The organism is Flavobacterium sp. LC2016-01 (genome assembly GCF_009711135.1).
Taxonomy (GTDB): Bacteria; Bacteroidota; Bacteroidia; order Flavobacteriales; family Flavobacteriaceae; genus Flavobacterium.
Window position 1 is genome coordinate 630,148 of the sequence record NZ_WMIC01000001.1, and the last position, 23,464, is coordinate 653,611.

A 23,464-nucleotide genomic window follows, 5' to 3' on the forward strand; every position below is an offset into this window, starting at 1 on the left:
TTGATAGATGGTTAGGGCTTCATTTTCGATAATTCAACTTCAAGCCGGTCGAAGTTTTCTTCGTTTTTATCGACAACGTAAGGTTTTAGTTTCTGGCATTCTTCAATTGTTTCAAAAAGCATTTTAAAAACAACTTTTGTTTCATTTTCAGCAACAGTTTCAAATGTTGCCAGAATTTGGAAAAGCGGTTTTGAATAGCGTTTCCATGCAATAAGATTTGGTCTGTCAATTTTTATAAATTCACATTCATTGGCATAATTTCCCACTTCAGGGCCATGCATAATAAATTCCCATTTTCCGCCTTCGCAGAAGTCAAATTTATTAAAAGTATTGGTGAAGCCTTTTGGTCCCCACCAATTTTTTAAATGGTCAGGATCGCTCCAGGCTTTAAAAACCAGTTCCTGCGGGAAATTCAGAATTCGTGTCGTAACAATTTCTGATTCTGCAGTTGTTATGATGATTTCTGATTTCATTTTTTAATCTATTTAGTAATTAAATATTTTTTAAATAATTAAATTTTTTCCAGATTATCCCATTCGTATTCAATTTTATTGATTTTAATGAAGTACGGGATTAATAATAAAAGTTCTAATCGAATAGGAATATGTCCATCTCCAGTCGTAAAAGGAAGTACAAACATTGATGCGATGCAAATTACAACCCCAATGATTGCATCAATTTTGGCAATTGATATCGCATTTGCTTTTTCGAACCAAAGTAAGTACGCGGCATAACCTTTAAAAGTCATAACTGCAATAAGAAAAATTCCAACACCAGAGTAAGCAGTATTGGTTTCAAAACCATATAAAGATAAATGAACATTATTTGAAAAAGCACTGCCTATTAAAGTACCTAACCCGCAAACGGACAAAATCATAAAAATCCAGCAGAATGTTTTAATCCACCAAGGCAGTAATTTTCTTCTGATGATTCCTGTTTTTTCAAATTCGTCAAATTGGCTTTGTAATTCTTCACTCATATTTTTATGTTTTTGGTTGTTAGTAAATGGTTTTGTGATAGAGGGGCGAATATTTTATCGAAGGTAAAATAGTAAAACGGGAAAGATTTATTTATGTAAAGATAAAAAATAAACTTTTTTATTATGACGAAATGTCGTTTTTGGCATTTATTTTTTTTACAACCCACGGCAAAGTAAGGCCTTGGCCAATGATAGTGATCAGTACAACAGCCACAGAAATAAAAATAATGGCATTTCGATGCGGAAAAGGAGTTCCGTCTTCCAGAAATTTAGGCAAACCTAAAGCAATCGCCAGCGAAACAATACCGCGCATTCCTGACCATGCGATAATAAAGCTGTTTTTTGAATCGAGTAAAGCATGTTCACTTACTTTTCGTTTTTTATTGCTGTTTTTGAGATAGGCTTTCTGTAAATTTATTTTTTGAAAAAATATCCTCACCATTCGGGTTAATAATGCGACGATTGTAATTATTACGGCATAACCAATGTATGGAAGAATCATTCCGTCGTCAATATCTTTTAAAACGTATCTGAAATTAAGTCCGATTAAGATAAAAATTAATCCGTTGAGCAAAAAGATGATGACGTCCCAAAGGCTTCTGGAATTGGCCTTTAATTTTTCTGGCAAAATTTTGTTGCTTAAACGAGCCATCGCCAAACCTAAAAATACTACAGCAATTACGCCTGAAACATGCAAATGCTCTGCAACAAGATACGTTACAAATGGCATTAAAAGCATAAAACTGACCGTAACATTAATATTGTTTCGGACTTTTGTCAGAATGAAAGCTAAGATTTTGCCCATAACAAAACCTACTAGAAATCCGCCTCCAAGCAAGAATACGAACTGAAGTGTGGCTTTCCAGATAACAAAAACAGAACCCATTACCGCTGCAACTGCAAAACGATACGCAACTAACGCAGATGCATCATTAATAAGACTTTCACCTTCAAGTATTGTCAGTGTCTTTTCGGGGATGTCAAGACCTCTTGTTATGTTTATGGCTGCGACTGCATCTGTTGCTGAAAGTATGGCGCCAAGAACAAACGACAAAGGCCAGCTCATACCCGGAATCATATAATGCGAAACGACGGCAATCCAAAATGTGGTCAAAAAAACTAACGGAATAGCTAATGTACTTATCGTACTCAGGTTTGTTTTAAAATGTTTTGGCGAAATATTAAATGAAGCATCATACAACAACGGAGGCAAAAAAATCAGGAAAATAATTTCAGGATTAATCTCAATTTCATTCATAGTCGGAATAAAACCGATCGCAACTCCAACAATTACCAAAAGAATAGGGAATGGCAGTTTTGATTTTTCGGCATAAGCAGAAATACCAATTACAATGGCTAATATGAAAATGATTATGGTATAGTTTTCCATTTTTTAAAATTTTATAACATCTCTCTTGCATGAATATCTTGAAAGTTCTACTGGAGTATATTTTTCTTGTTTTAGCTCAACATTTGACATATCATATAGACCGTTATCTGTTTTTTTTACTCCAACAGCAATATAAGGATTTGTATTTATATAAATAATTTTCACAACCTTATCTGTTTTTTTACAAATAGGACAAATTACTTTTCCCTTTAAATTTAGTTTGTATTTTAACGGCAGTAAAAAAGCTAGATTTAAGGAGTCGGATTGGATATTTAATACTCTTTTTAAAAATATTGTGTCGTTGCCAATTCCTGTGCAATAAAAATCAATTTTGTCATTTGTTTTTTGAGTAAGTATTAATTTGAATTTACCAAAAGTATCTGTTACTGTTTCAGCTGAAATAAGGTTGTTCGTTTTTACCAAAATTTTCAATCGAGAAACATTGATTTCAGATTTTTTAGGTTTCAATTCCCCATAAATCTTTACTGAATTTTGACCGTATGTAAAGCTTAGTAGAACTATAGCAATTAAAATTGGACTTATGATCTTTAGGAGTAATTTCATTTAATTTTTTATTCAGTTTCTATCTTGTTATTCTTGTTTTTTCTGAAATCTACCACTAACATTTTTGAGGTAAAACCCTTGTTTTACAAAATATTTTTATGCAATTTCTCCCTGTAGCCAAAGCGCTCCGGTAATTTTCATTCCTATAGTTAAATCTGTAAATCGCATATTCTCTTTATTAATAAACAAATCTATTGTGAAAAAATCAGGATCTTCTTCTTGGTTTATTAATTTTACATTGATTAAATATCCATAGTTTTCGTTATTTATTTTGCATTCTTTATAACTGTTTAGAACTCCTATAAAGTCAAAATATGTTGGTCTTGGAATATCTTGGTTTGGCATATAGGTACAAAAGTCTGGACTTACTGAAGTGCCATTTATTTCTGTTAAATCACTCTTGTCGAGAACCAGCCCAACTGCAGAAATTTTAATATTTAATTTTTTTTCAGATTTGTATTTTCTTTTATTAATTGCATAGTCAGTTGCAAAAAAAGATAAGCCAAAAGTATCCCTACCTCCGCCTTGAATTTCAGCTTCCATATTTGCAACATGTGACCATTCAATGATTTTTTTAGTTTCAAATGGCAATATATAATCCGTTTTTATATAGGGATAAGCAGATAAAACCGCTCCATTCGACATATTTCCGTTTTTGGTAATTGCCCTAATTTTTACATTGTTTGAATTTTCGAAACTTACCTCATTTATTTTGATAATAGGATTTTCAAGAATTGGCGCTTGAATAGCAGCTAAAGCAATCATTTCATTTATAAATTGATTGCCATTATCAGAGTTTAAATAATTAAATCCTAAAAGTCCTCCAAAATTATCGCCATGAGAGCCTTGATCATCTGAAATGATCTCGATCGATATTTCGCTTGAAGATGTGTTAGGTTTTGTTTCCTCTGTTTGAGGTTTTATTAAAAGTTCATCATTTTTTTCTTCGGTACTGTTTTTACTTTTTTTCTTAAAGAAATCAAATATTCCCATTTTTGTTTAGTTTGTTTTAATATTTAGTATAAGTTTTTGGCACTACAGCGGTTTTGACACTAAATCATTCTAAATTTTACGATTCGTCACTATCTTCGTTATAGAATTCCGTAATGGCTGTGTCTTCAAAAAAATGAAATTCCTTTTTTACAGGGAAAGTTTCTGATGTTGACGGCATATTTTCTTCCATTGTATTGGTTTCTTTTGTTGTGATCTCACTTTTTTCAAAATCATAAGACATTTCGACAATACTGCCCGCACCACCAGAATATGCAGTTAAAGTGTTTAAAACAAGGCCTTTTTCAATGTATTTAAATGTACTGGAAATGGCATTATGTGGTCCGCCAAAGAGATAAATACGCAATTCTCCTTTTTCTATACTGATTTTTTCACTGTACATTTTAAAATCGTTTTCGTCGTATTCAGCTGGTATCACAATATTCGAAATTTTATCTAAATGGTATGATTTATCTATATTTTGTAAAAGGATAAGCATAGGTCTTTTTAAAGTGTAATTTTCCTTATGTTTTAATACAACAGCAATATCTGGTAAATTGTCATTGTTTAAATCTCCTTCAGCTTTATATTGTACTTCATAAACGTCGGGTTTAGGAAGAAAGTCTGCAATTTTATTTCCTGTTTCAGGATAGGTAACATCATTAGGTTCTCCAGAAACAGTTTCCTCGTATTCTTCTTCTTCCGCACAGTCGTGCTCAGGAAGGCTGTCGATTACAGAAACATTTTTTTTGGGGCTTATTGTTTCTTTTTTAAGACAAGATTGAACTGTAAAAGCAAATGAAATTGCTATGATAGGTAAAATTAGTTTTTTCATTTTTATAATTTAGAAAAATGTTAATAAGCAATGATTCAACTGTTTATTAGCTGATTGGAAAATATTCAATCAATAAACGATTTCCTTCTTTCCATTTTATCCAACCCGATTTTATTTCATTTTTTGATTCATCACATTCTGAAGTAAAAATTTCAATCCAATCTCCTTTCGTTGATTTAACCTGAAAACAATCCTCTCCAGAGTATTTAATTGTTGCTGCATTTTTATTGGGTAACTTATAAATTTTGTCCGTTTTCGAAATGCGACTAATTCTAAACATATCCTGAAGATACTTTTCCCAATTTCTAAATTCTGTTATTTTATTTTTTTTAATCCAAAGTGATTTTCCTGATTCATTATTTACAATTATTTTAAACCAGTCATTTTCCTGTTTCTCGCAACGAAAAACAAAGAAATTGTAATCCAGCCAAAGTACCTCTGGTTTTAGCCATTTTTGCTGATTTTTAAGATCTTTAATATTCCAGCTGTTGATCGATGTATCATTAAAAAACCGAATGGTTTTTATAGGCTCTTTGTCATTCGTTGAAGAATAAAAGGGCAAAACGGTTTTATCATTAAATTTAATGGATATCAAACCAATTCCTAAGTTTGTCTGTGCAAATATCGAAATAGATAAAATATGAAAAAGCAAAGTTAATTTTAGTCTCATTTTATGACGTATTGTTTTTTTGTTGATCTCAATTTAATGGATAGCATTATTTACACCGATTCATTAAACTTGTTTTCAAAAAATCGTTTTGTTAGTTATCATACAGCATATTTATTCCTTTTTCCACAATAAAAATTCTTCATTATCTGTGCACGACATTGAAGAAATAAAATTGTCAAAGTTGAAATTATCATATTTTGATATTATCTCATAAACTGTTTCAAATCCTTTAGCGCCATGTGGAATAAGACACCCTGAATTTTCGCCAAGCAAGGCTAGCCAAACATCGGGTGCAAAAGGTCCCTCATCTGTATTTATTAATTTTATTTCTTGAATATCATTCCATAAAATTTCTTCGGTTTTTCTCTCAGGATGCTCGACTCTAATAAATTCTTTATTAATTGTAATTAAAAAAATATCTTCAGGATTTTTTGGTTTCGGCTTTCCAAATAGTTTTTCACGTATTCCCATTTTTAATAATTTATTTTAGTTAATTTTTCAAATCCTGTAAAACTATCAGTCATTATTTGTTCTTTGTCGAGCGTATTTACTTTTTAGATTGCCAAAATCTATCTTTTCCTTCTGCAATCCATTCTAAAGATTGGGTAATTCTTTTATTTCTGGTTTCGTCTGTTTTTGCGTCTGCAATCCAAATGATATAATTTTTACGAAATGACGGTGATTTGCTTTCAAAGATTTCGGTTGCTTTACTGTCTTTTTTTAATGCATCCAAAAATTCTTTGGGAACAACAACTTCTACTGTTGATTTCTCTTTTACGGGTTTGGGTTTTGCAGTACCGTTTTTATTTAATTCCATTGCTTCTTTGATATACGCAATTAAAACTTCCTTATTTGGCAGTTCAGATATATCTTTAATTTTGTCCATATATCCGAATTTTTTACCTGATTTTACACTTTCTTGTATATCCTTATCCTTCATTAGTTCAGCTTTATACAGACTAAAAGAACAATGCTGTTTAAAACCTCCCATCATAACTAAATGGTCACCTTTGTAGGAATAATGCGGTGTTCCCCATTTAATATTTTCTTCTACTTCGGGGCAGGTGCTAAAAATTAGTTCTCTTAAATGGGTTAGGATTGGTTTTGCAAAGTCGGTCATTTTTGCAATGTAAGCAGTAACTTCTTTGTTGTAATTTTCCATTGATTTAAAGAATTCAGTTTATGATTAAAGCTGTGAAATATTATATTAGTCTTGATTTTTTTCTTTCGGTTTACAGTGAATTCTTTCTGTTACTTTAAATATTTTTTCAGTTTCAGAAGGTTTTGAATAATCGTAACGGTAAAGTTTCTCAACAATGCAATTACATTTGTCATTTGCCAACGAAACGCTGATAATTTTTGATTCGCCTGACCAATTTGAATATCTAATATTCTTAATTGTAAAACCTTTGGATTTTAATTTTTCTACAATTTCAATGCTTTTATTTTGATCTTCTTTATATGATACCAAACTGTCATAAATATCATCAAATACTATTGGTTCATATTCACAAATAGGCTTGTCAAAATCAAATTTCTTGTAACTTATTTTTTTGAAATCATCTTCATTAATAATACCGAACTCGTAATTGAAGTTTTTGTCTTTACCTTGAAAAGAACTTGTAATTTTAAAAGTTTCTACGTCTGCTCCATATAGAATTTGATTGTTATTAATTATATATTTTTTTGTCTTTCCCCAATCATCATCAATAGGAATAAATTCATTTAAATTGTCAATATTTACAGCATCTCCACCGTGAATTAAAAAATTATCGGCCTTTGACCAAGGATATTTAATCAATTTTATTTTGTCGGGATTAATACCCTTAATTACACAGTCGTTTATGTTGTTATAAAAACCAAAAAAATAAGCGGAGTCTTTGTCTCGGAAAATATAATTTCCAATAAATTTAAAAGTGTTTGGGTCAATATTTTTTATAAGTTCTCCATCAATAAATAAGTGATTTTTATCCTTGCCAAACTCAAAGTCACAATCGCAGTCAAAAGTTAATTCTTTAAAAGTCTTTGCATCTGCTTGTTGAATGAGTAGTTTATTTTGCCCACTTCCTTCATTCCAATATTCATAATAAACTTTATCGCCTTCAATCTTGTAGCCACGTCTGCAACTTGTTAAAATTGAAATTTTTAAAACTAAAATGATTACTTTTCTTATTGTCATTGGAGTATGTTTGTTATAATTGCCAGCAACGTTTTGGTAGTATAGCGGGTTTGTGACTAAATTAAGACCATTCTTCGGATTTGTAAAATCATCCGAAATACAAAGCCAATTGCCTAAATCAATTGTGGCAACTATTATTAAAGAGTATTATTGTCATCTTTTTTCAAAGCAAGATCCTTTTGCATTTTTGCGACTTCATCAATCCATTCCTGTTTGTTGGGATCATTTAGGGCAAGGTCGTAATATTTTATTGCGTCATCAAAGTTGGCTGTTCTTCTACACATTTCGGCTATTAAATAATCTATATTAGCGATGGACGTTTTATCCTCGTATTCATTTTTTTCAAGAGCGAGAACCAAGAAAGTTTTGGTTTTTACTTGAAGTTCTTTTCTTAAATCAATAAATTTTCCTTTGTCTCGGGCTAAATAGGAACCAACTAAATAGCAGTGCGCTATTTTTGCATTTGGAGCAGAAAGAAATTCTTTTAAATCTCCTGCCACTTTGCATTGCATTATGTCGGTCATTTTTGTTTGTTCATATTGCTGCAGAAAGGTTTTTATTTTCGCTTTTTCTTCGTCGCTGTATTTCGCTTTAAAATCATCAATATATCCTGAAAAATGACATTTCGGACAGGAATTGATAAGTTCCTCATAAAAGCTACCAATAGCGCCTTGCTTTTGAAAGTCTTTTAAAGAGCCAAATGTTGTCATACTCATTGTCACACAAAAGTCAACTTTAGCATTATCCAAAGGACAATTGACAGTTTCGTTTTCGCAGGTATGCGCATTTGCAAGGTTTATTGTGAAAAGGAATAAAAAGGCGAAGTATATTTTTTTCATGAATAAAGTTTTTAACGAATTTACTTAAAAATAGTATTTAAGGATAAAAAAAATAACCATTTAAATTTGTAAAATAACCTATATAATGACAGCCAAAATACTGATATGCCACACTTGTCAGGTTTTAAAAATGTCATGTTGTCAGATGATTTTTAAGGTTCTGACGGCAAAACTGACATTTTTATTTAGTTTTTTATATTGGCACAAAGATTGACTTATGCCACCTGAGTTATAAAATTAAATCAAAAATTAAATATATAAAAAATGGGTAAAATAATCGGAATTGACTTAGGTACGACGAACTCTTGTGTTTCTGTAATGGAAGGTAACGAAGCAGTTGTTATCCCTAACGCAGAAGGAAAAAGAACTACACCATCTATCATCGCTTTTGTTGAAGGTGGAGAAATTAAAGTAGGTGATCCTGCAAAAAGACAAGCAGTAACGAATCCTACAAAAACGATTGCTTCTATTAAACGTTTTATGGGACACACTTTTGCTGAAACTCAAGATGAGGCAAAAAGAGTTCCTTACAGTGTTGTAAAAGGTGACAACAATACGCCACGTGTGGATATTGACGGTCGTTTATACACTGCTCAAGAATTGTCTGCAATGACACTTCAAAAAATGAAAAAAACTGCTGAAGACTATTTAGGTCAAACTGTAACTGAAGCAGTTATTACTGTTCCTGCTTACTTTAACGATGCGCAACGTCAAGCTACTAAAGAAGCTGGTGAAATCGCTGGTCTTAAAGTTATGCGTATCATCAACGAGCCAACTGCTGCTGCACTTGCTTACGGATTAGATAAAAAAGGAACTGATCAAAAAATTGCTGTTTACGATTTAGGTGGAGGTACTTTTGATATCTCTGTTCTTGAATTAGGAGATGGTGTATTTGAAGTATTATCTACAAACGGTGATACTCACTTAGGTGGTGATGATTTTGACCAAGTTATTATTGACTGGTTAGCTGACGAATTCAAATCTGAAGAAGGTATTGATTTACGTTTAGATCCAATGTCATTACAGCGTTTGAAAGAAGCTGCTGAGAAAGCTAAGATTGAATTGTCATCTTCTGCTGAAACAGAAATCAACTTGCCTTACGTAACTGCTACTGCTTCTGGACCAAAACACTTAGTGAAAAAATTATCTAGAGCTAAATTTGAGCAATTATCTGATTCTTTAGTAAAACGTTCTATGGAGCCAGTTGCTAAAGCATTAAAAGATGCAGGTTTATCTACATCTGATATCGACGAAGTAATCCTTGTTGGAGGTTCTACTCGTATGCCAAGAATCGCTGACGAAGTTGAAAAATTCTTCGGTAAAAAAGCATCTAAAGGTGTTAACCCTGATGAGGTTGTTGCTATTGGAGCTGCTATTCAAGGTGGAGTTTTATCTGGAGATGTAAAAGATGTATTGTTACTTGACGTAACACCTCTTTCTTTAGGTATCGAAACTATGGGTGGTGTATTGACTAAACTAATTGAGTCTAATACAACTATTCCAACTAAAAAATCTCAAGTATTCTCTACTGCTGCTGATTCTCAACCATCTGTTGAAATCCATGTATTACAAGGAGAAAGAGCTATGGCTGCTGATAACAAAACTATCGGTCGTTTCCACTTAGATGGTATTCCACCAGCACCAAGAGGAGTTCCTCAAATCGAAGTAACTTTCGATATCGATGCTAATGGTATCATCAAAGTTTCTGCAACTGATAAAGGAACTGGAAAATCTCACGATATCCGTATCGAAGCTTCTTCTGGATTAACAGCTGAAGAAATCGAAAAAATGAAAAAAGATGCTGAAGCTAACGCTGATGCTGACAGAATTGCAAAAGAAAGAGCTGAGAAATTGAACGAAGCTGACAGTACTATTTTCCAAACTGAAAGTCAATTGAAAGAATTGGGAAGTAAATTGACAGACGATCAAAAAACAGCTATCGAATTTGCTTTGACTGAATTAAGATTCGCTCACCAATCTCAAGATCTTGAAGCAATCCAAAAAGGATTAGACAATGTAAATGCAGCTTGGAAAACAGCTACAGAAGCAATGTACGCTCAAGGTGGGGAAGGTCAACAAGCTGCTCCACAACAAGAGCAATCTGGAGACAATGTTGAAGACGTTGAATTCGAAGAAGTAAAATAAGCAGAGAGCTCCCGATTTATCGGGATGTGAATCGCTTATCCCGATTTTTATCGGGATCTTTTTAAAGATCATAAATAAAAAAACCGAGTCAGAAATGGCTCGGTTTTTTTGTTTTGTTAATCTTCTTCTTCGTATTTTGTGATTACTACAACTCCCGGAGTAGGTATTTTGTCTAGATTTACTATTATTGTAGGCTTCTTTTTAAGTTTTAATTCTTTAATTTCACAACTTATGTACTTAAATATTAAAACATTTCTTTTTTTTGCTCTAATTGTGAATTCGCCATTAATATCGCTTATAGTTACGGTTTTTGTTCCTTTTACAATTATTTCTACACCAGGCAAAGGTTCATTGCTATTGTTGTAATATACAATTCCTTTATATTCTATAGTGTCATTGCTGGCTTTCGTTTTTATATTTTCTTGGAGCTGATTAATTTTTTGTTCGGCTTGCATCTTTTCTTGCGCTTTGGTAGCTTGAATTCCTAATCCAAAAAAAGCGATAATTAAGACAAAAGGAATTATCCACTTAGTATTTTGCTCTTGTAATTCAGGAATTGCGAGAGTCATTTTTAGTTTCATCATAATGCAAAATTTTGGAACGATTAATTTTAATAAAAATAAGTTTTATTTTGAATTATTGAAGCTTTATTTTTCTTGCCAAAATGACAATTGTCATTTCCCATTCGGATTCTTTTTCGTAATATTACTATTGTAAATTTTTTTGAATGAGAAAGATTAAATACAAGAAAGGGCGCAAGCTGCAGCACATTACATTAGAGTACACCGGTACACATAAAGAACATGAAACAGAGATGCAACTTTTTGTATATGATGATGCTGATGTTGTTGAATATGACAAGTTTACGGTTTTAGCTTTAAATTCTTGTTTTGATTTTACTAAAAACAATTGGTTAAATGTTCATGGCTTAAATGACATTGACTTGCTTAAAACAATTGGAACTCATTTTAAGCTTGACGACTTCCTTTTAGCTGATATTTTAAACACAACCAAAAGAACCAAATTAGAAGAGCAACCTGATATATTATTTTTTAATATAAAATCACTTTTACCTTCTGAGTATTCAGATAACATTAGTGTGGAGCAGCTTAGTTTTATTTTGAAAGATGGATTACTGATTTCTTTTCAGGAAAAACGCAGTGATTTCTTTACGCATATTCGCGAGCGTCTTCGCACACATGCCGGAATTGTAAGAACAAAAAAAGTAGATTATCTTCTTTATTTACTGCTTGATGCCGTAATGGAAAATTTCTACATCACAATTGAAGATGAAGAAGACAAAATCGAAGAATTAATTAATCAGGCTAAAAAAGGAGCGCATCCGGTTATTCTGGAAAAAATTGAGAATCACCGAGATAACTTTAATTTTTTAAAACGTTCCATTGTACCGCTTCGAGATTCATTGTATTATCTGAAAACAATTAAAGATGACGATGAAAATAACGGCCTTATTCAGAAGGAAACGTTTAATTTCTTTATCAGACTTCATCAAAAAAGTTTAGAGCTCTTAGAGCAGATAGAATCAGATATGAGTTCATTAGAAAGCGCTTCTAACTTTTATTTTTCGGAACAAAGCCGAAAAATGAATGAAATCATGAAAACGCTCACGATAATCTCAGCTATATTTATTCCATTAACCTTTATTGTGGGAGTGTACGGAATGAATTTTGAAAATATGCCAGAACTCAAAACCGAAAATGGCTATTTTGTAGTTATGGGCATTATGCTTTTGCTTGTGATAGGTTTGATTATCTATTTCAAGAAAAGACGATGGTTTTAGAATAAAAATATTTTTCAAATACATATTATAGTTTCAAAATATAAATTATGAGTAAAGCGATATACATTGCCACAAGTGATCATAATAGCGGTAAATCAATAATTACCCTTGGTTTAATGAGCATTTTGTTAGGCAAAACAGCAAAAGTGGGTTATTTTAGACCCATTGTAGAAGATTTTGTAGACGGTGAACAAGACAATCATATCGAGACGGTTTTGTCGCATTTTAACCTTGATATTAAGTTCGAAGATGCTTATGCAATTACAAAAAGCAAACTGATCAAGAAAAAGAATAAAGGCAAAATAGGAGAGGTTTTAGATTTAATTATCGAAAAATATAAAAAGCTTGAAGAACGTTTTGATTTTGTTTTAGTTGAAGGAACGAGTTTTACTGGCGAAGGAACTTCAATTGAATTAGATTTGAATGTTTTAATTGCAAAAAATCTCGGAATTCCAACTATAATTATTGGTTCCGGCGTTGGAAAAACTTTAGAAGAACTGGTTGATAGTTTGTATTTAGTGTATGATTCTTTCAAAGTAAAAGAAGTTGAGGTTTTGTCTGTTTTTGCCAATAAGGTACAGCCTGAAAATATAAAATTGGTCACTAAAAGTCTTCAAAAAAGTCTGCCTCCAAATGTATTGGTCAATACGATTCCGTTAATATCAAGTTTGAACAATCCTACAATGCAGGAAATTGTGAATGAACTTGGCGCTAAAGTTTTGTTTGGTGAAAACTATCTTAATAACGAAATTGGTCATTACAGCGTTGGAGCAATGCAGCTTCATAATTATCTGGTGCATTTGCATAATAATGCACTTGTAATTACCCCTGGAGATCGTTCAGATATTATTTTAGGAGCTTTGCAGGCAAATGAATCTGCTAATTATCCTACGATTTCGGGAATCATTTTAACCGGAAATATTGTTCCAGAAGAAAGTATTTTAAAGCTTATAGAAGGACTTTCGGCCATTGTTCCAATTATCGCTGTCGATGGCGGAACTTATAATATCACAAATAAAATTGGTTCCATAAAATCTGAAATTTATGCTACTAACACGCATAAAATTGAAACTTCAATCAGTACGTTTGAGAAATACGTTGAAATCGATGCTTTATCAGAAAGAGTTATTACTTTTCAGCCTGAAGGAATGACGCCAAAAATGTTTCAGTACAACATGGTAAAAAGAGCCAAACAGCATCGTAAACATATTGTGCTTCCAGAAGGAAATGATGACCGAATTATCACTGCAGCGTCAAGATTGATGGATATGGATGTGGTTGATATTTCGATTATTGGAGATAAAAAACAAATTGAGAGCAAAGTTGCTGAACTCGGAATTAGCCTAGATTTTTCAAAAGTGCAGATTATTAATCCGAAAGAATCAGAGCTTTATGAAGATTATGCCAATACGTATTATGAGCTTAGAAAAGCTAAAAACGTAAGTATAACCATGGCAAGAGATTTAATGGAAGATGTTTCGTATTTCGGTACTATGATGGTGTATAAAGGGCACGCAGACGGAATGGTTTCGGGAGCGGCACATACTACACAACATACGATTTTACCGGCACTTCAATTCATTAAAACAAAACCCAATTCCTCTGTAGTTTCTTCTGTGTTTTTTATGTGTTTAGAAGACAGAGTTTCTGTTTTTGGCGATTGTGCCATCAATCCAAACCCAACGGCTGAACAATTGGCAGAAATCGCTATTTCATCGGCAGAATCAAGTGCAGCTTTCGGAATTGAGCCAAAAATTGCCATGCTTTCCTATTCTTCTGGAGCTTCAGGAAAAGGTGATGAAGTTGATAAAGTAAGAACAGCAACCGAAATTGTAAAACAAAAAAGACCTGATTTAAAAATCGAAGGTCCAATTCAATATGATGCAGCGGTAGATCGAGCAGTTGGAAAAAGCAAAATGCCAGATTCTGAAGTAGCAGGGCAGGCAAGTGTGCTTATTTTCCCTGATTTAAATACCGGAAATAACACGTACAAAGCCGTACAAAGAGAAACTGGAGCTTTGGCAATTGGACCAATGCTTCAAGGTTTAAACAAGCCTGTAAATGACTTAAGCCGTGGCTGTACAGTTGACGATATAATCAATACTGTCGTCATTACAGCGATTCAAGCGCAGGGATTGTAATTAATTATGAATTGTTAATTGTAAATTATGAATTTGCACTTTGTCTAAAAATTGCTTTCGTTTCAGCCTAAATTCATGATAAAAAAAAATAAAAAAAAACTTAGAAGCTCAGCATCTTAGAACCTTAGCAACTTAAAAAGAATGAAAATACTAATTATAAACTCAGGAAGTTCATCTATTAAATATCAATTAATGGTTATGCCAGAAAACGAAGTAATTTGTTCTGGTATGATTGACAGAATTGGTTTAGAAACTTCAAATGTTACTTTTAAAACATCCTCAAATTCTATTGAGGAATTACTTCCAATTCCAAATCATAAAGTTGGTCTGCAAAAAGTAGCCAATATGCTTTTAGACGCTGAAAAAGGTGTAATTAAATCTACTTCCGAAATTACCGCAGTTGGGCATCGTGTGGTGCATGGCGGAAGCGATTTTAGTGACACAGTAAAAATCGACGAGAAAGTAAAACTAAAAATCAAACAGCTTTTTGAACTTGCTCCGCTTCATAATCCCGCAAATTTGGAGGGTATAAATGTTGCTGAAGAAATATTTAATTCGGCTGAACAAATTGCAGTTTTTGATACTGCTTTTCATCAGACAATGCCAGAAGTGGCTTATAAATATGCAATTCCGAATTATCTCTTGACAGAAAATAAAGTTCGTGTTTACGGTTTTCACGGAACAAGTCACAAATACGTTTCAGAAAAAGCAATTAAATTTTTAGAAAATCATTCGAAAATAATTACCATTCACTTAGGAAATGGGTGCAGTATGGCGGCCGTTAAAGACGGAAAATGTATTGATACTTCAATGGGATTTTCGCCATCAAATGGTCTGATTATGGGTACGCGTGCGGGCGATATTGACCAGTCTGTCATATTTTATATGATAAAAAATCTAAACTATACTCCGGATGAAGTTAATGCGGTTTTATTAAAACAGTCGGGAATGCTTGGTCTTACTGGTTATAGTGATTTGCGTGATATTGAATCAGAGGCTGAAAAAGGAAATAAAGACTGCCAACTAGCTTTATTGATGAATGCTTACCGAATCAAAAAAACAATTGGTTCTTATACTGCAGCGTTGAATGGTTTAGATGCTATTGTTTTTACAGCAGGAATTGGAGAAAATTCTTCATATATGCGTCAATTGGTTTGTACGGATATGGAGTATTTTGGAATTGAAATTGATTCAGAAAAAAATAAAATTCGCTCAAAAGAAGTTAGAGAAATTAATAAAGCCAATTCAACAGCAAAGGTTTTAGTTGTGCCAACAGATGAAGAATACGAAATTGCAAATCAGGTGTATCAGTTGTTGAACAGTTAAGATTAAAACAGTTTTAGATAACAAAGCTTCTCTTTAGAGAGGCTTTTTTTACGCCTTAAAATTAAATATTTGTGAGTATCTTTGACTATAAAACCGAATATCTTGAAATCGATACTTTTTAAACTAGTTTTCTTCTTTTTCATTGCTTCGCACATACAAGCACAAGAATTACTTCCCTTTGTTGAAAATTATAATAAATCAGATTATCAAGGCGATAATCAAATCTGGAATATTGTTCAAGGTCAGGATCGAGCCATGTATTTCGCAAATAACCATTATTTATTGCGATATGATGGTGTTGTTTGGGAAAAATATTCTTTGCCAAACAAAACAATTATTCGTTCTATATTAATTGAAGGAGATCGAATTTATTCAGGTTCTTATAAAGAATTTGGTTATTGGTATAGAAAAGACGGAAAAATGCTTTACGTTTCTATCACCAAAAATCTCCGTTTGTTTGATGAAAAAGACAATGAAGAAATCTGGAAAATTTTCAGATTCAAAGGTTCACTATATTTTCAGTCTTTCAATGATGTTTTTATTTATGATGGAAAACATATTAAAAAAATCAAATTTCCTTTTCTGATATCGTATTGTTTTGTTGTCGATCAAAATCTCTATGTAGCTTCTGTCGACAAAGGTATTTTTAGAATGAATGGCTCAAAAATCGCAAATCCGAAAGGGTGGAATGTTTTAAAAAATACAGTTGTTCATGCTATCGAAAAGTACAAAGGCAAAACCTATATTTTTACCCACAAAAAGGGAATTTTTATTGTTGAGAAAAATGGATTGACTGCATGGGAAAATCCATTAAACGAAATGCTGAAAGGAACTGGAATTAATGTTGCAAAGTTTATCAAAAACAATAAATTGGTCATTGGAACAGGAAATAAAGGTGTTTTTATTTATGATTTCAGTTCTCATTCTTTTAAAAATATAGACCGAAATAATGTTTTAATGAACAATTCGGTTTTATGTATTGGCTTTGATAAAGAGGAAGATTTATGGCTTGGGCTTGATAACGGAATTGCACATGTTGAGGTAAATTCTCCAATTTCCTTTTTTTATGATAATTCGGGTATTTTAGGTTCAGTTTACTCCGTAGCCACAACAAATAAAGGATATTTAATTGCGTCAAATCATGGTATTTTTGAATTTGAGTCGGGTAATTTTAAAATGCTGCCTAATACACAAGGACAAGGCTGGAATATCACTAAAATTGGCAGTAAATATGTTATTGGTCATAATGACGGAACCTTCTCTTATGAAAATGGTGCATTGACAAAAATTAATAATGTCAGCGGCGGATGGAATTTGTCAAAAAGTATTATAAATGACACTTATTTTCAATCTACTTACAGCGGAATTTTAGTTTACAAGGATGCTTCGAAATTGACAGAAAGCACCAAGTTTAATGATCTTTCAAAACCAATAAAATATGTTGCACAGAATAAAAGAAATGAAATTTGGGCAGCAGATAATTACCGCGGCTTATATAGAGTGCTGTTTGATGATAATTTTAAAACCACAAAAGTTGAAAATATTACGCAGCAAAGTAAAATAGAAAATGACTTTGGTGTTAAGATTTTTGAGTTTAGAGAAGAAATTCTTTTTTTGATCAATAATGTATGGTACACATTCAATTCAATTACAAATAAATTAGAAGAGAATGAATTGTTCAATACCAACTTCAAAAATATTTCAGATGTTGTTGCTATCGACGAGAACCATTTTATAGTGCTTCAGGAAGGAATCTTATATCATATTTATGCTAACGGCAATAAATTTGTCTGGAATATGATTCAGGAGAAATATTATAAAGGAAAATTAATTAATGAAAACCTGCGCATCTTCAAAAGCAATAATCATTATTTAATGAATCTTGATGACGGTTTTATTTCGCTGCAGCTGTCTTATGAAAACAAACAAAACAAAGGAGTTAAAGTTGAAGCCTACAATAATAATATCTTATTGGCAAATGAAGGCAAAATAAAACACAATACCGAATTGCGCATTAATGTCATTTCGGGTATTTATGGCGCCAGCAAGCCAAATTTGTTTTATCAGATAAATGGAAGTAAAAATTATATTCCAATTTCAAACGGAACAATTGTTTTAAATAACTTAAATAGTGGTTATCATTCTATCCTGATTTTTAAGCATGATGGGGCGAACTACGATAATGTTGCAGTATTTGAGTTTAGGGTTGCCCAGCCTTGGTATTTTTCATTTTGGATGATTTTGCTTTATTTATTAGTAATTGGAGCAGTATTGTTCTTTTATTACAAATGGAATAAGCTTAGATATACTCAAAAATTAAAACTGCAGGCCGAAGAACTGAAACATCAGCGTGAAATTCTCGAAATGGAATTGAAAAAAGAGAATGAATTGAATGTTCAGGAATATGAAAAGCACATTTTAGAATTAGAATTGCAGACCAAATTATCAGAAGTTGCTGGGAAATCACTTTCTATTGCAAAACAAAGTGAAATGATTGATAATATTCAGCATATTTTAGATTCTGAAAAAGATTTTAACAAGCTTAAGAGCGAAATCAGAAAAGCAATTAAGATAAATGAAGTAAATAAACACGAATGGGAGATTTTTGAAACAAATCTGAATCAGATTCATAATGAGTTTATTATTAATCTTTCAAAAAAATATCCAAACCTGACTCCAAAGGATATAAAACTGTGTGTTTATCTAAAAATGAATCTTTCATCAAAGGAAATTGCTCCTATGATGAATATCTCTTTTAGAGGTGTAGAATTACATAGATATCGCTTAAGAAAGAAGCTAAACCTCACACAGGACGAAAACCTGTCAAAGTTTTTATTAACTGTGTAAGATTTGACATTGAATTTTAAAGATTTTATATTTTTTCATTCCTTTTTTTATATAATTCCAATACATCATTACTACATCATAAGGTTATGTTAAAGAAAATAAATTAACATTTAGACTGTTGATTTTTAGAAGTATACAATAAGTTTTTAACATAATGATGTAGCTATGTAGTAGTGTGAATTGATGTACTACAACGTTGTAATTGTTTAATTTGGCTCTACTAACTTAAACGATTACATACTGTATGAAAAATTTTATTTTTAGCTTTTTAGCGTTATTGCTGCTTCCGGCTTATATGTCTGGACAAGTGCAAGCAATTAAAGGAAAAGTAGTTGACAGCAGCGGAATGGGGATTCCTGGAGCAGTTATTAGTGCTGCCAGTTCCCGAACAACTGCTGATGCTGACTTCGACGGTAATTTTACAATCAATGCCAAAGCGGGAGAGACAATAAAGGTCTCAATGTTAGGTTTCGATGCTGTCTCTGTTGTGGCAACTTCGACTCCTATGACAATTACCCTAAAAGAAGCAGGCGATACTGCTCTTAAAGAAGTAGTGGTAATTGGTTACGGAACAAGAAAGAAAGTAGATAACACTACTGCTATTTCATCTATAAAAGCAGAAGAAATTACAAAAACCAAAGTATTGAATGCTTCACAAGCTATTCAAGGTAAAGCGGCTGGTGTACAAGTAATTTCATCTGATTTACCAGGAAGTACACCTTCTGTTGTTATTAGAGGTTTAGGAACTGCATTAGGAGGAAGAAATCCTTTATATATTGTAGATGGTATGCAGACTGAAAATATCAACAATATCAATGCAAATGATATTACTTCTTATGAAATCTTAAAAGATGCTTCTGCGTTAGCCATTTACGGAACTCGTGCTGCAAACGGAGTTATTATCATTACAACTAAAAAAGGTACAGGAGATAAAGTTTCTGTCGAAATTGAAAGTTTTGCAGGGGTTAGATCGCCACTTAAAACAGTAAAAATGGCAGGAAGCAACAAGTATGCTTACTATTCAAATGCTGCTTTGCAATCTACAACTTTTTCACAAGATCAGCCTGTAAATACAGATTGGTTTGATGAAATTACAAGAACTGGAAGTTATACTCAAAATAACGTGTCAGTTTCTGGAGCTACAGAGAGCGTCAAATACTTCTTCAGTTTAGGAAACTATTCAGAGAAAGCTGTTTTAAATGGCTTGGATTACGGAAGAACTACGTTTAGAAATAATAATGAATATAAAATTTCTAAAAAACTGACTTTAAGTCAAAATTTCAGCTTTACATCTGCTAACTCAACTCCAAAACCATTAAGTGCATTTACAAATGCTTACAAACAGTCTCCTATTGTGCCGGTTTATTTTCCTGATGGTAAATATGGTGTTTCTCGTGTAGGCGATAATGGCTTTGCAAGTGAAACAGGTTCTTCATTTAACAACGTAGGAAACCCAGTTGCTCAATTAAATTTTTATGATGAACAACAAAGAAGTGTTACGCTGCAGGGAGGATTGAAATTAGATTATGAAATTTTGAAGGGATTAAAATTTACTTCACAATTTAATGGTGAATATTATACTTGGAAACAGTATAATTATGATGATACTAAAAATATTTGGTTAGCTGCTAACCCTAATAAAGTTGATAGCGATTATGCTAAAGAATTTCCTAATAGCAATATAAATTTATTAACTCAAGGAAGATCAGATTATTTTAATTGGAATTTATCAAATTATTTAACTTATAACAAGGTATTTAATGAGATCCACGATGTTGAATTGACAGGTGGTATTGAAACTTCGGTAAAAGGCCCTAGAGAAACGCTTACTATTGCAAGAAAAAATGTTAATGCGAATTCTAATTATTGGTCATTAAACGATCCTGTTGCTAATCATGGAGTAGAATATGCTCCAACTGTAACAAGTTTTTACGATGTTGTTTATAATGAAACGAAATTGGCATCTTATTTTGGACGTTTTCAATATAAATTAATGGATAGATACTTAATTACCGGAACTGTTAGACGTGATGGTTCGTCAAATTTTGGTAAAGATTACCGTTGGGGAACTTTCCCGGCTTTTGGTTTAGGTTGGATTATTACCAAAGAAAGTTTTATGGCTGATGTAAAAGCTATTAATTTATTGAAATTAAGAGGAGGCTGGGGAAGATTAGGAAATCAAAATGTTCCGCTTAATGATCAATCATATACTTCTGGAGGTAATGCTTACCTAGGAGGTTCCCTTCTATATAACGGTACTACAATTAGTTCTCAAATTGATCCTAGCTTATCGTGGGAAATTACAGAAGAGTCTTCTGCAGGTTTAGATTTCGAACTTTTAAATAGCAGATTAAAAGGAACTTTTGATGTGTATGACAAGAAAACATCTAATGTAATTTTAAATACAAAACCTTATTATACATCTGGACTAACACTCCCATCACCTGCACATGTTGGAGAAGTATCTAATAGAGGTTATGAAATTTCATTGCGTTGGGATGATAAAATAGGAGAAAATATTAGATATTGGGTTGGAGGAAATTTCTCTAACAATAAAAATGAACTTACAGGTTTAAAAAATGTTATTTTATCGGATCTTATAGGTGGAGGTTTAGGAAATGGACAGAATACTAAATTGCTTAATAATACTACAATTGGCCAACCTTTAGGAAGTTTTTATATTTATGATTATGCTGGTTTTGATGCTACAAATGGAAAAATGCTTTATTACAATGCTGCAGGAGATAAAGTTACTCAAGATGCATTAGATGCTAATAAAGATAGAAAATATGTTGGATCTAGTTTACCAAAAACGAACTATGGTGTTACTTTAGGAATTACCTATAAAAACTTTGATTTTTCTGTTGACGGATACGGAACAGGTGGCGCTAAAGTTTATAATGGTAAAAAAGCACAGCGTTTTGCAGGAGAAAATATTGAAGATTCAATTGCTACTGATTTCTGGACACCAAATAATTTAACAGCTTCAAACCCTGCACCATTTAATCAAGTACCTGTTGCTTCTACTTACTATTTAGAATCTGGAGATTTCTTCAGAATCAATAATATTACATTAGGTTACAAATTGCCAATACAAGAAAATAATTTTATCAGCGCTTGCAGAATTTATGTAAATGCTATTAATCCATTTATTACACAAAAATTCTCAGGATTTTCTCCAGAATTAAACGGAGATGGAAATCCTTATGGTTCTCAGGGAATTGAGCTTGATGCTTATCCAACAATGAGATCATTTGTAGTTGGTGCTAATTTAAAATTTTAAAAAGATGAAAAAGATATATATTACCGCGTTTGTTCTTTCGACATTCTTTTTTACAGGATGCGCAGACGATTATTTAGATGTTCAGCAAACCGAGACTGTTTCGACAAAAGATATTGAGTTATATAATAACAACACAGGAGCAGAAACGTTTGTTACTTCAATTTATAACAAATTTTTAAATTGGGATATGACCTCTTTTGGTTGGATCGGTTTATCAAGTATTACATCTGATGATGCTGATAAGGGATCTTCTCCTGGTGATACTGGAACAGATAAAGACGTATTGGATGCTCTGACTTATAACGCTTCTAATCCTTCTTGCGAAAGTACTTTTATTGCCAACTATGATGGAATTAATAGATGTAATCAGGCTTTAAACATACTTCCCAAATTAGATAAAGCAGATGCTGCTTTGAGAAATAGATTAGCCGGTGAAGCTAAATTTTTAAGAGCTTTTATGTATTTTACTTTAGTAAAATGTTATGGAGGAGTACCAATTGTAGATCATTTACCAGTTCCAGCTTTAGAATCAGACAGAGTTATGCAGTTAACACGTAAAACATCTGCTGAAGTTTATGCTTTTATCGAAGCTGATTTAAATGATGCGATTGCGGCTTTGCCTGAAAAAGGAGCTTATTCAGCTAATGAAAAATCAAGAGTTTCAAAAGGTGCTGCTTATGCTTTATTAGCTAAAGTAAGTTTATACCAAAAGAAATGGCAGCAAGTAATCGACAATTGTAATAAAGTTACTGGTTATTCTCTTGTAAGTGATTATGCTTCAATGTACAAAGCAACAGGGAAGTTTGATTCTGAGTCTATTTTCGAAATCTATGCACAAGGAGCAGTACCAGCAAAAGGAATTGAAGGTTACTCTAATACGCAAGGTGCTCGTGGTGCTGGTGGCTGGGGCTGGGGCTTCAATACGCCATCTCAAAGTTTAGTAAACGCTTATGAGGCTGGTGATGTTAGAAAAGCAGCAACAATCATTTTTAGAGGAACTACTTTGTATGATGGAAGAGTAATACCAAATACGGTTGAAAATGAAAGATACAACTATAAAGCATACTCATCTGCCTATACAGATGCTTGGGAAACAGATGTTGACATTAAGTATTTAAGATATGCTGAAGTTTTATTAATGAAAGCGGAAGCATCAAATGAATTAGGACAAACTTCTGCAGCGATTCCATTATTGAATCAAATCAGAAACAGAGCTGGATTAGGAAATACTAGTGCAAGTTCTCAGGCAGATATTAGAACTGCAATCTGGAAAGAAAGAAGAGTAGAAATGGCTTTCGAGCACGACAGATTCTTTGATCTTGTTAGAACTGGTCAGGCAAAAGCGGCTTTTGCAATTGATGGCAAAGTATTCACAGAAGGTAAAAATGAATTATTCCCAATTCCGGCAACTTTCATTAATCAAGCTGGTGGTTTATCAGCTCAAAATCCTGGTTACTAATCCTTAAATAATAAAT

19 protein-coding genes are annotated in these 23,464 nt (G+C 32.4%); 7 read left to right on the forward strand and 12 right to left on the reverse strand.

From position 1 onward, the window contains the following. Positions 1-11 precede the first annotated feature (11 nt). From GKZ88_RS02830 to GKZ88_RS02880, 11 genes are all read right to left on the reverse strand, one after another. Positions 12-473, reverse strand: coding sequence for an SRPBCC family protein (locus tag GKZ88_RS02830; RefSeq protein WP_155100880.1), 462 nt, complete (start codon positions 471-473; stop codon positions 12-14). Between the two features lie 38 nt (positions 474-511). After that, positions 512-979 (reverse strand): hypothetical protein, encoded by a 468-nt coding sequence (locus GKZ88_RS02835; RefSeq protein ID WP_155100881.1) that lies wholly within the window; start codon positions 977-979, stop codon positions 512-514. A 121-nt stretch (positions 980-1,100) separates the two neighbouring features. Next, positions 1,101-2,369 carry a Na+/H+ antiporter gene (locus GKZ88_RS02840; protein WP_155100882.1) on the reverse strand — a complete coding sequence of 423 codons (1,269 nt, stop codon included), beginning with the start codon at positions 2,367-2,369 and terminating at the stop codon, positions 1,101-1,103. 3 nt (positions 2,370-2,372) lie between these two features. Then, the gene (locus GKZ88_RS02845; RefSeq protein ID WP_155100883.1) at positions 2,373-2,801 is read right to left on the reverse strand and encodes a hypothetical protein; all 429 of its coding nucleotides are present in this window, start codon (positions 2,799-2,801) and stop codon (positions 2,373-2,375) included. A gap of 228 nt (positions 2,802-3,029) precedes the next feature. Further along, entirely contained in the window at positions 3,030-3,926 is an 897-nt protein-coding gene (locus GKZ88_RS02850; RefSeq protein WP_155100884.1) for a hypothetical protein, read from the reverse strand. Between the two features lie 76 nt (positions 3,927-4,002). Next, positions 4,003-4,758, reverse strand: coding sequence for a hypothetical protein (locus tag GKZ88_RS02855; protein WP_155100885.1), 756 nt, complete (start codon positions 4,756-4,758; stop codon positions 4,003-4,005). A gap of 46 nt (positions 4,759-4,804) precedes the next feature. Continuing rightward, the gene (locus tag GKZ88_RS02860) at positions 4,805-5,428 is read right to left on the reverse strand and encodes a hypothetical protein (RefSeq protein ID WP_155100886.1); all 624 of its coding nucleotides are present in this window, start codon (positions 5,426-5,428) and stop codon (positions 4,805-4,807) included. 111 nt (positions 5,429-5,539) lie between these two features. Next, positions 5,540-5,899 carry a hypothetical protein gene (locus GKZ88_RS02865; RefSeq protein WP_155100887.1) on the reverse strand — a complete coding sequence of 120 codons (360 nt, stop codon included), beginning with the start codon at positions 5,897-5,899 and terminating at the stop codon, positions 5,540-5,542. A 76-nt stretch (positions 5,900-5,975) separates the two neighbouring features. Further along, positions 5,976-6,590 (reverse strand): YdeI/OmpD-associated family protein, encoded by a 615-nt coding sequence (locus GKZ88_RS02870; protein ID WP_155100888.1) that lies wholly within the window; start codon positions 6,588-6,590, stop codon positions 5,976-5,978. A gap of 45 nt (positions 6,591-6,635) precedes the next feature. After that, entirely contained in the window at positions 6,636-7,607 is a 972-nt protein-coding gene (locus GKZ88_RS02875) for a DKNYY domain-containing protein (protein WP_155100889.1), read from the reverse strand. A 137-nt stretch (positions 7,608-7,744) separates the two neighbouring features. Further along, a complete protein-coding gene (locus GKZ88_RS02880; protein WP_155100890.1) occupies positions 7,745-8,446 on the reverse strand; it encodes a DUF2225 domain-containing protein in 702 nt (233 codons plus the stop codon). A 264-nt stretch (positions 8,447-8,710) separates the two neighbouring features. Here GKZ88_RS02880 and dnaK point away from each other — a divergent pair, with 264 nt between their 5' ends. After that, positions 8,711-10,591, forward strand: coding sequence for a molecular chaperone DnaK (dnaK, locus tag GKZ88_RS02885; RefSeq protein WP_155100891.1), 1,881 nt, complete (start codon positions 8,711-8,713; stop codon positions 10,589-10,591). A gap of 116 nt (positions 10,592-10,707) precedes the next feature. Here dnaK and GKZ88_RS02890 read toward each other — a convergent pair whose 3' ends face one another. Beyond that, positions 10,708-11,175, reverse strand: coding sequence for a carboxypeptidase-like regulatory domain-containing protein (locus GKZ88_RS02890; RefSeq protein WP_155100892.1), 468 nt, complete (start codon positions 11,173-11,175; stop codon positions 10,708-10,710). 143 nt (positions 11,176-11,318) lie between these two features. Between GKZ88_RS02890 and corA the strand changes: the two genes are divergently transcribed. The 6 genes from corA (at position 11,319) to GKZ88_RS02920 (ending at position 23,448) form a co-directional block, all read left to right on the forward strand. Continuing rightward, entirely contained in the window at positions 11,319-12,392 is a 1,074-nt protein-coding gene (gene corA / locus GKZ88_RS02895; RefSeq protein ID WP_155100893.1) for a magnesium/cobalt transporter CorA, read from the forward strand. Positions 12,393-12,439: 47 nt separating this feature from the next. Then, the gene (pta, locus tag GKZ88_RS02900; RefSeq protein WP_155100894.1) at positions 12,440-14,533 is read left to right on the forward strand and encodes a phosphate acetyltransferase; all 2,094 of its coding nucleotides are present in this window, start codon (positions 12,440-12,442) and stop codon (positions 14,531-14,533) included. 141 nt (positions 14,534-14,674) lie between these two features. Beyond that, positions 14,675-15,859: an acetate kinase gene (locus GKZ88_RS02905; protein WP_155100895.1), complete on the forward strand. Its 1,185-nt coding sequence runs from the start codon at positions 14,675-14,677 to the stop codon at positions 15,857-15,859. 102 nt (positions 15,860-15,961) lie between these two features. Then, complete coding sequence (locus tag GKZ88_RS02910) at positions 15,962-18,706, forward strand: histidine kinase (RefSeq protein ID WP_155100896.1); 2,745 nt, start codon at positions 15,962-15,964, stop codon at positions 18,704-18,706. A gap of 244 nt (positions 18,707-18,950) precedes the next feature. After that, a complete protein-coding gene (locus GKZ88_RS02915; RefSeq protein WP_155100897.1) occupies positions 18,951-21,989 on the forward strand; it encodes a SusC/RagA family TonB-linked outer membrane protein in 3,039 nt (1,012 codons plus the stop codon). A gap of 4 nt (positions 21,990-21,993) precedes the next feature. Next, positions 21,994-23,448 carry a RagB/SusD family nutrient uptake outer membrane protein gene (locus tag GKZ88_RS02920; protein WP_155100898.1) on the forward strand — a complete coding sequence of 485 codons (1,455 nt, stop codon included), beginning with the start codon at positions 21,994-21,996 and terminating at the stop codon, positions 23,446-23,448. The last annotated feature ends 16 nt before the right edge of the window (positions 23,449-23,464 follow it).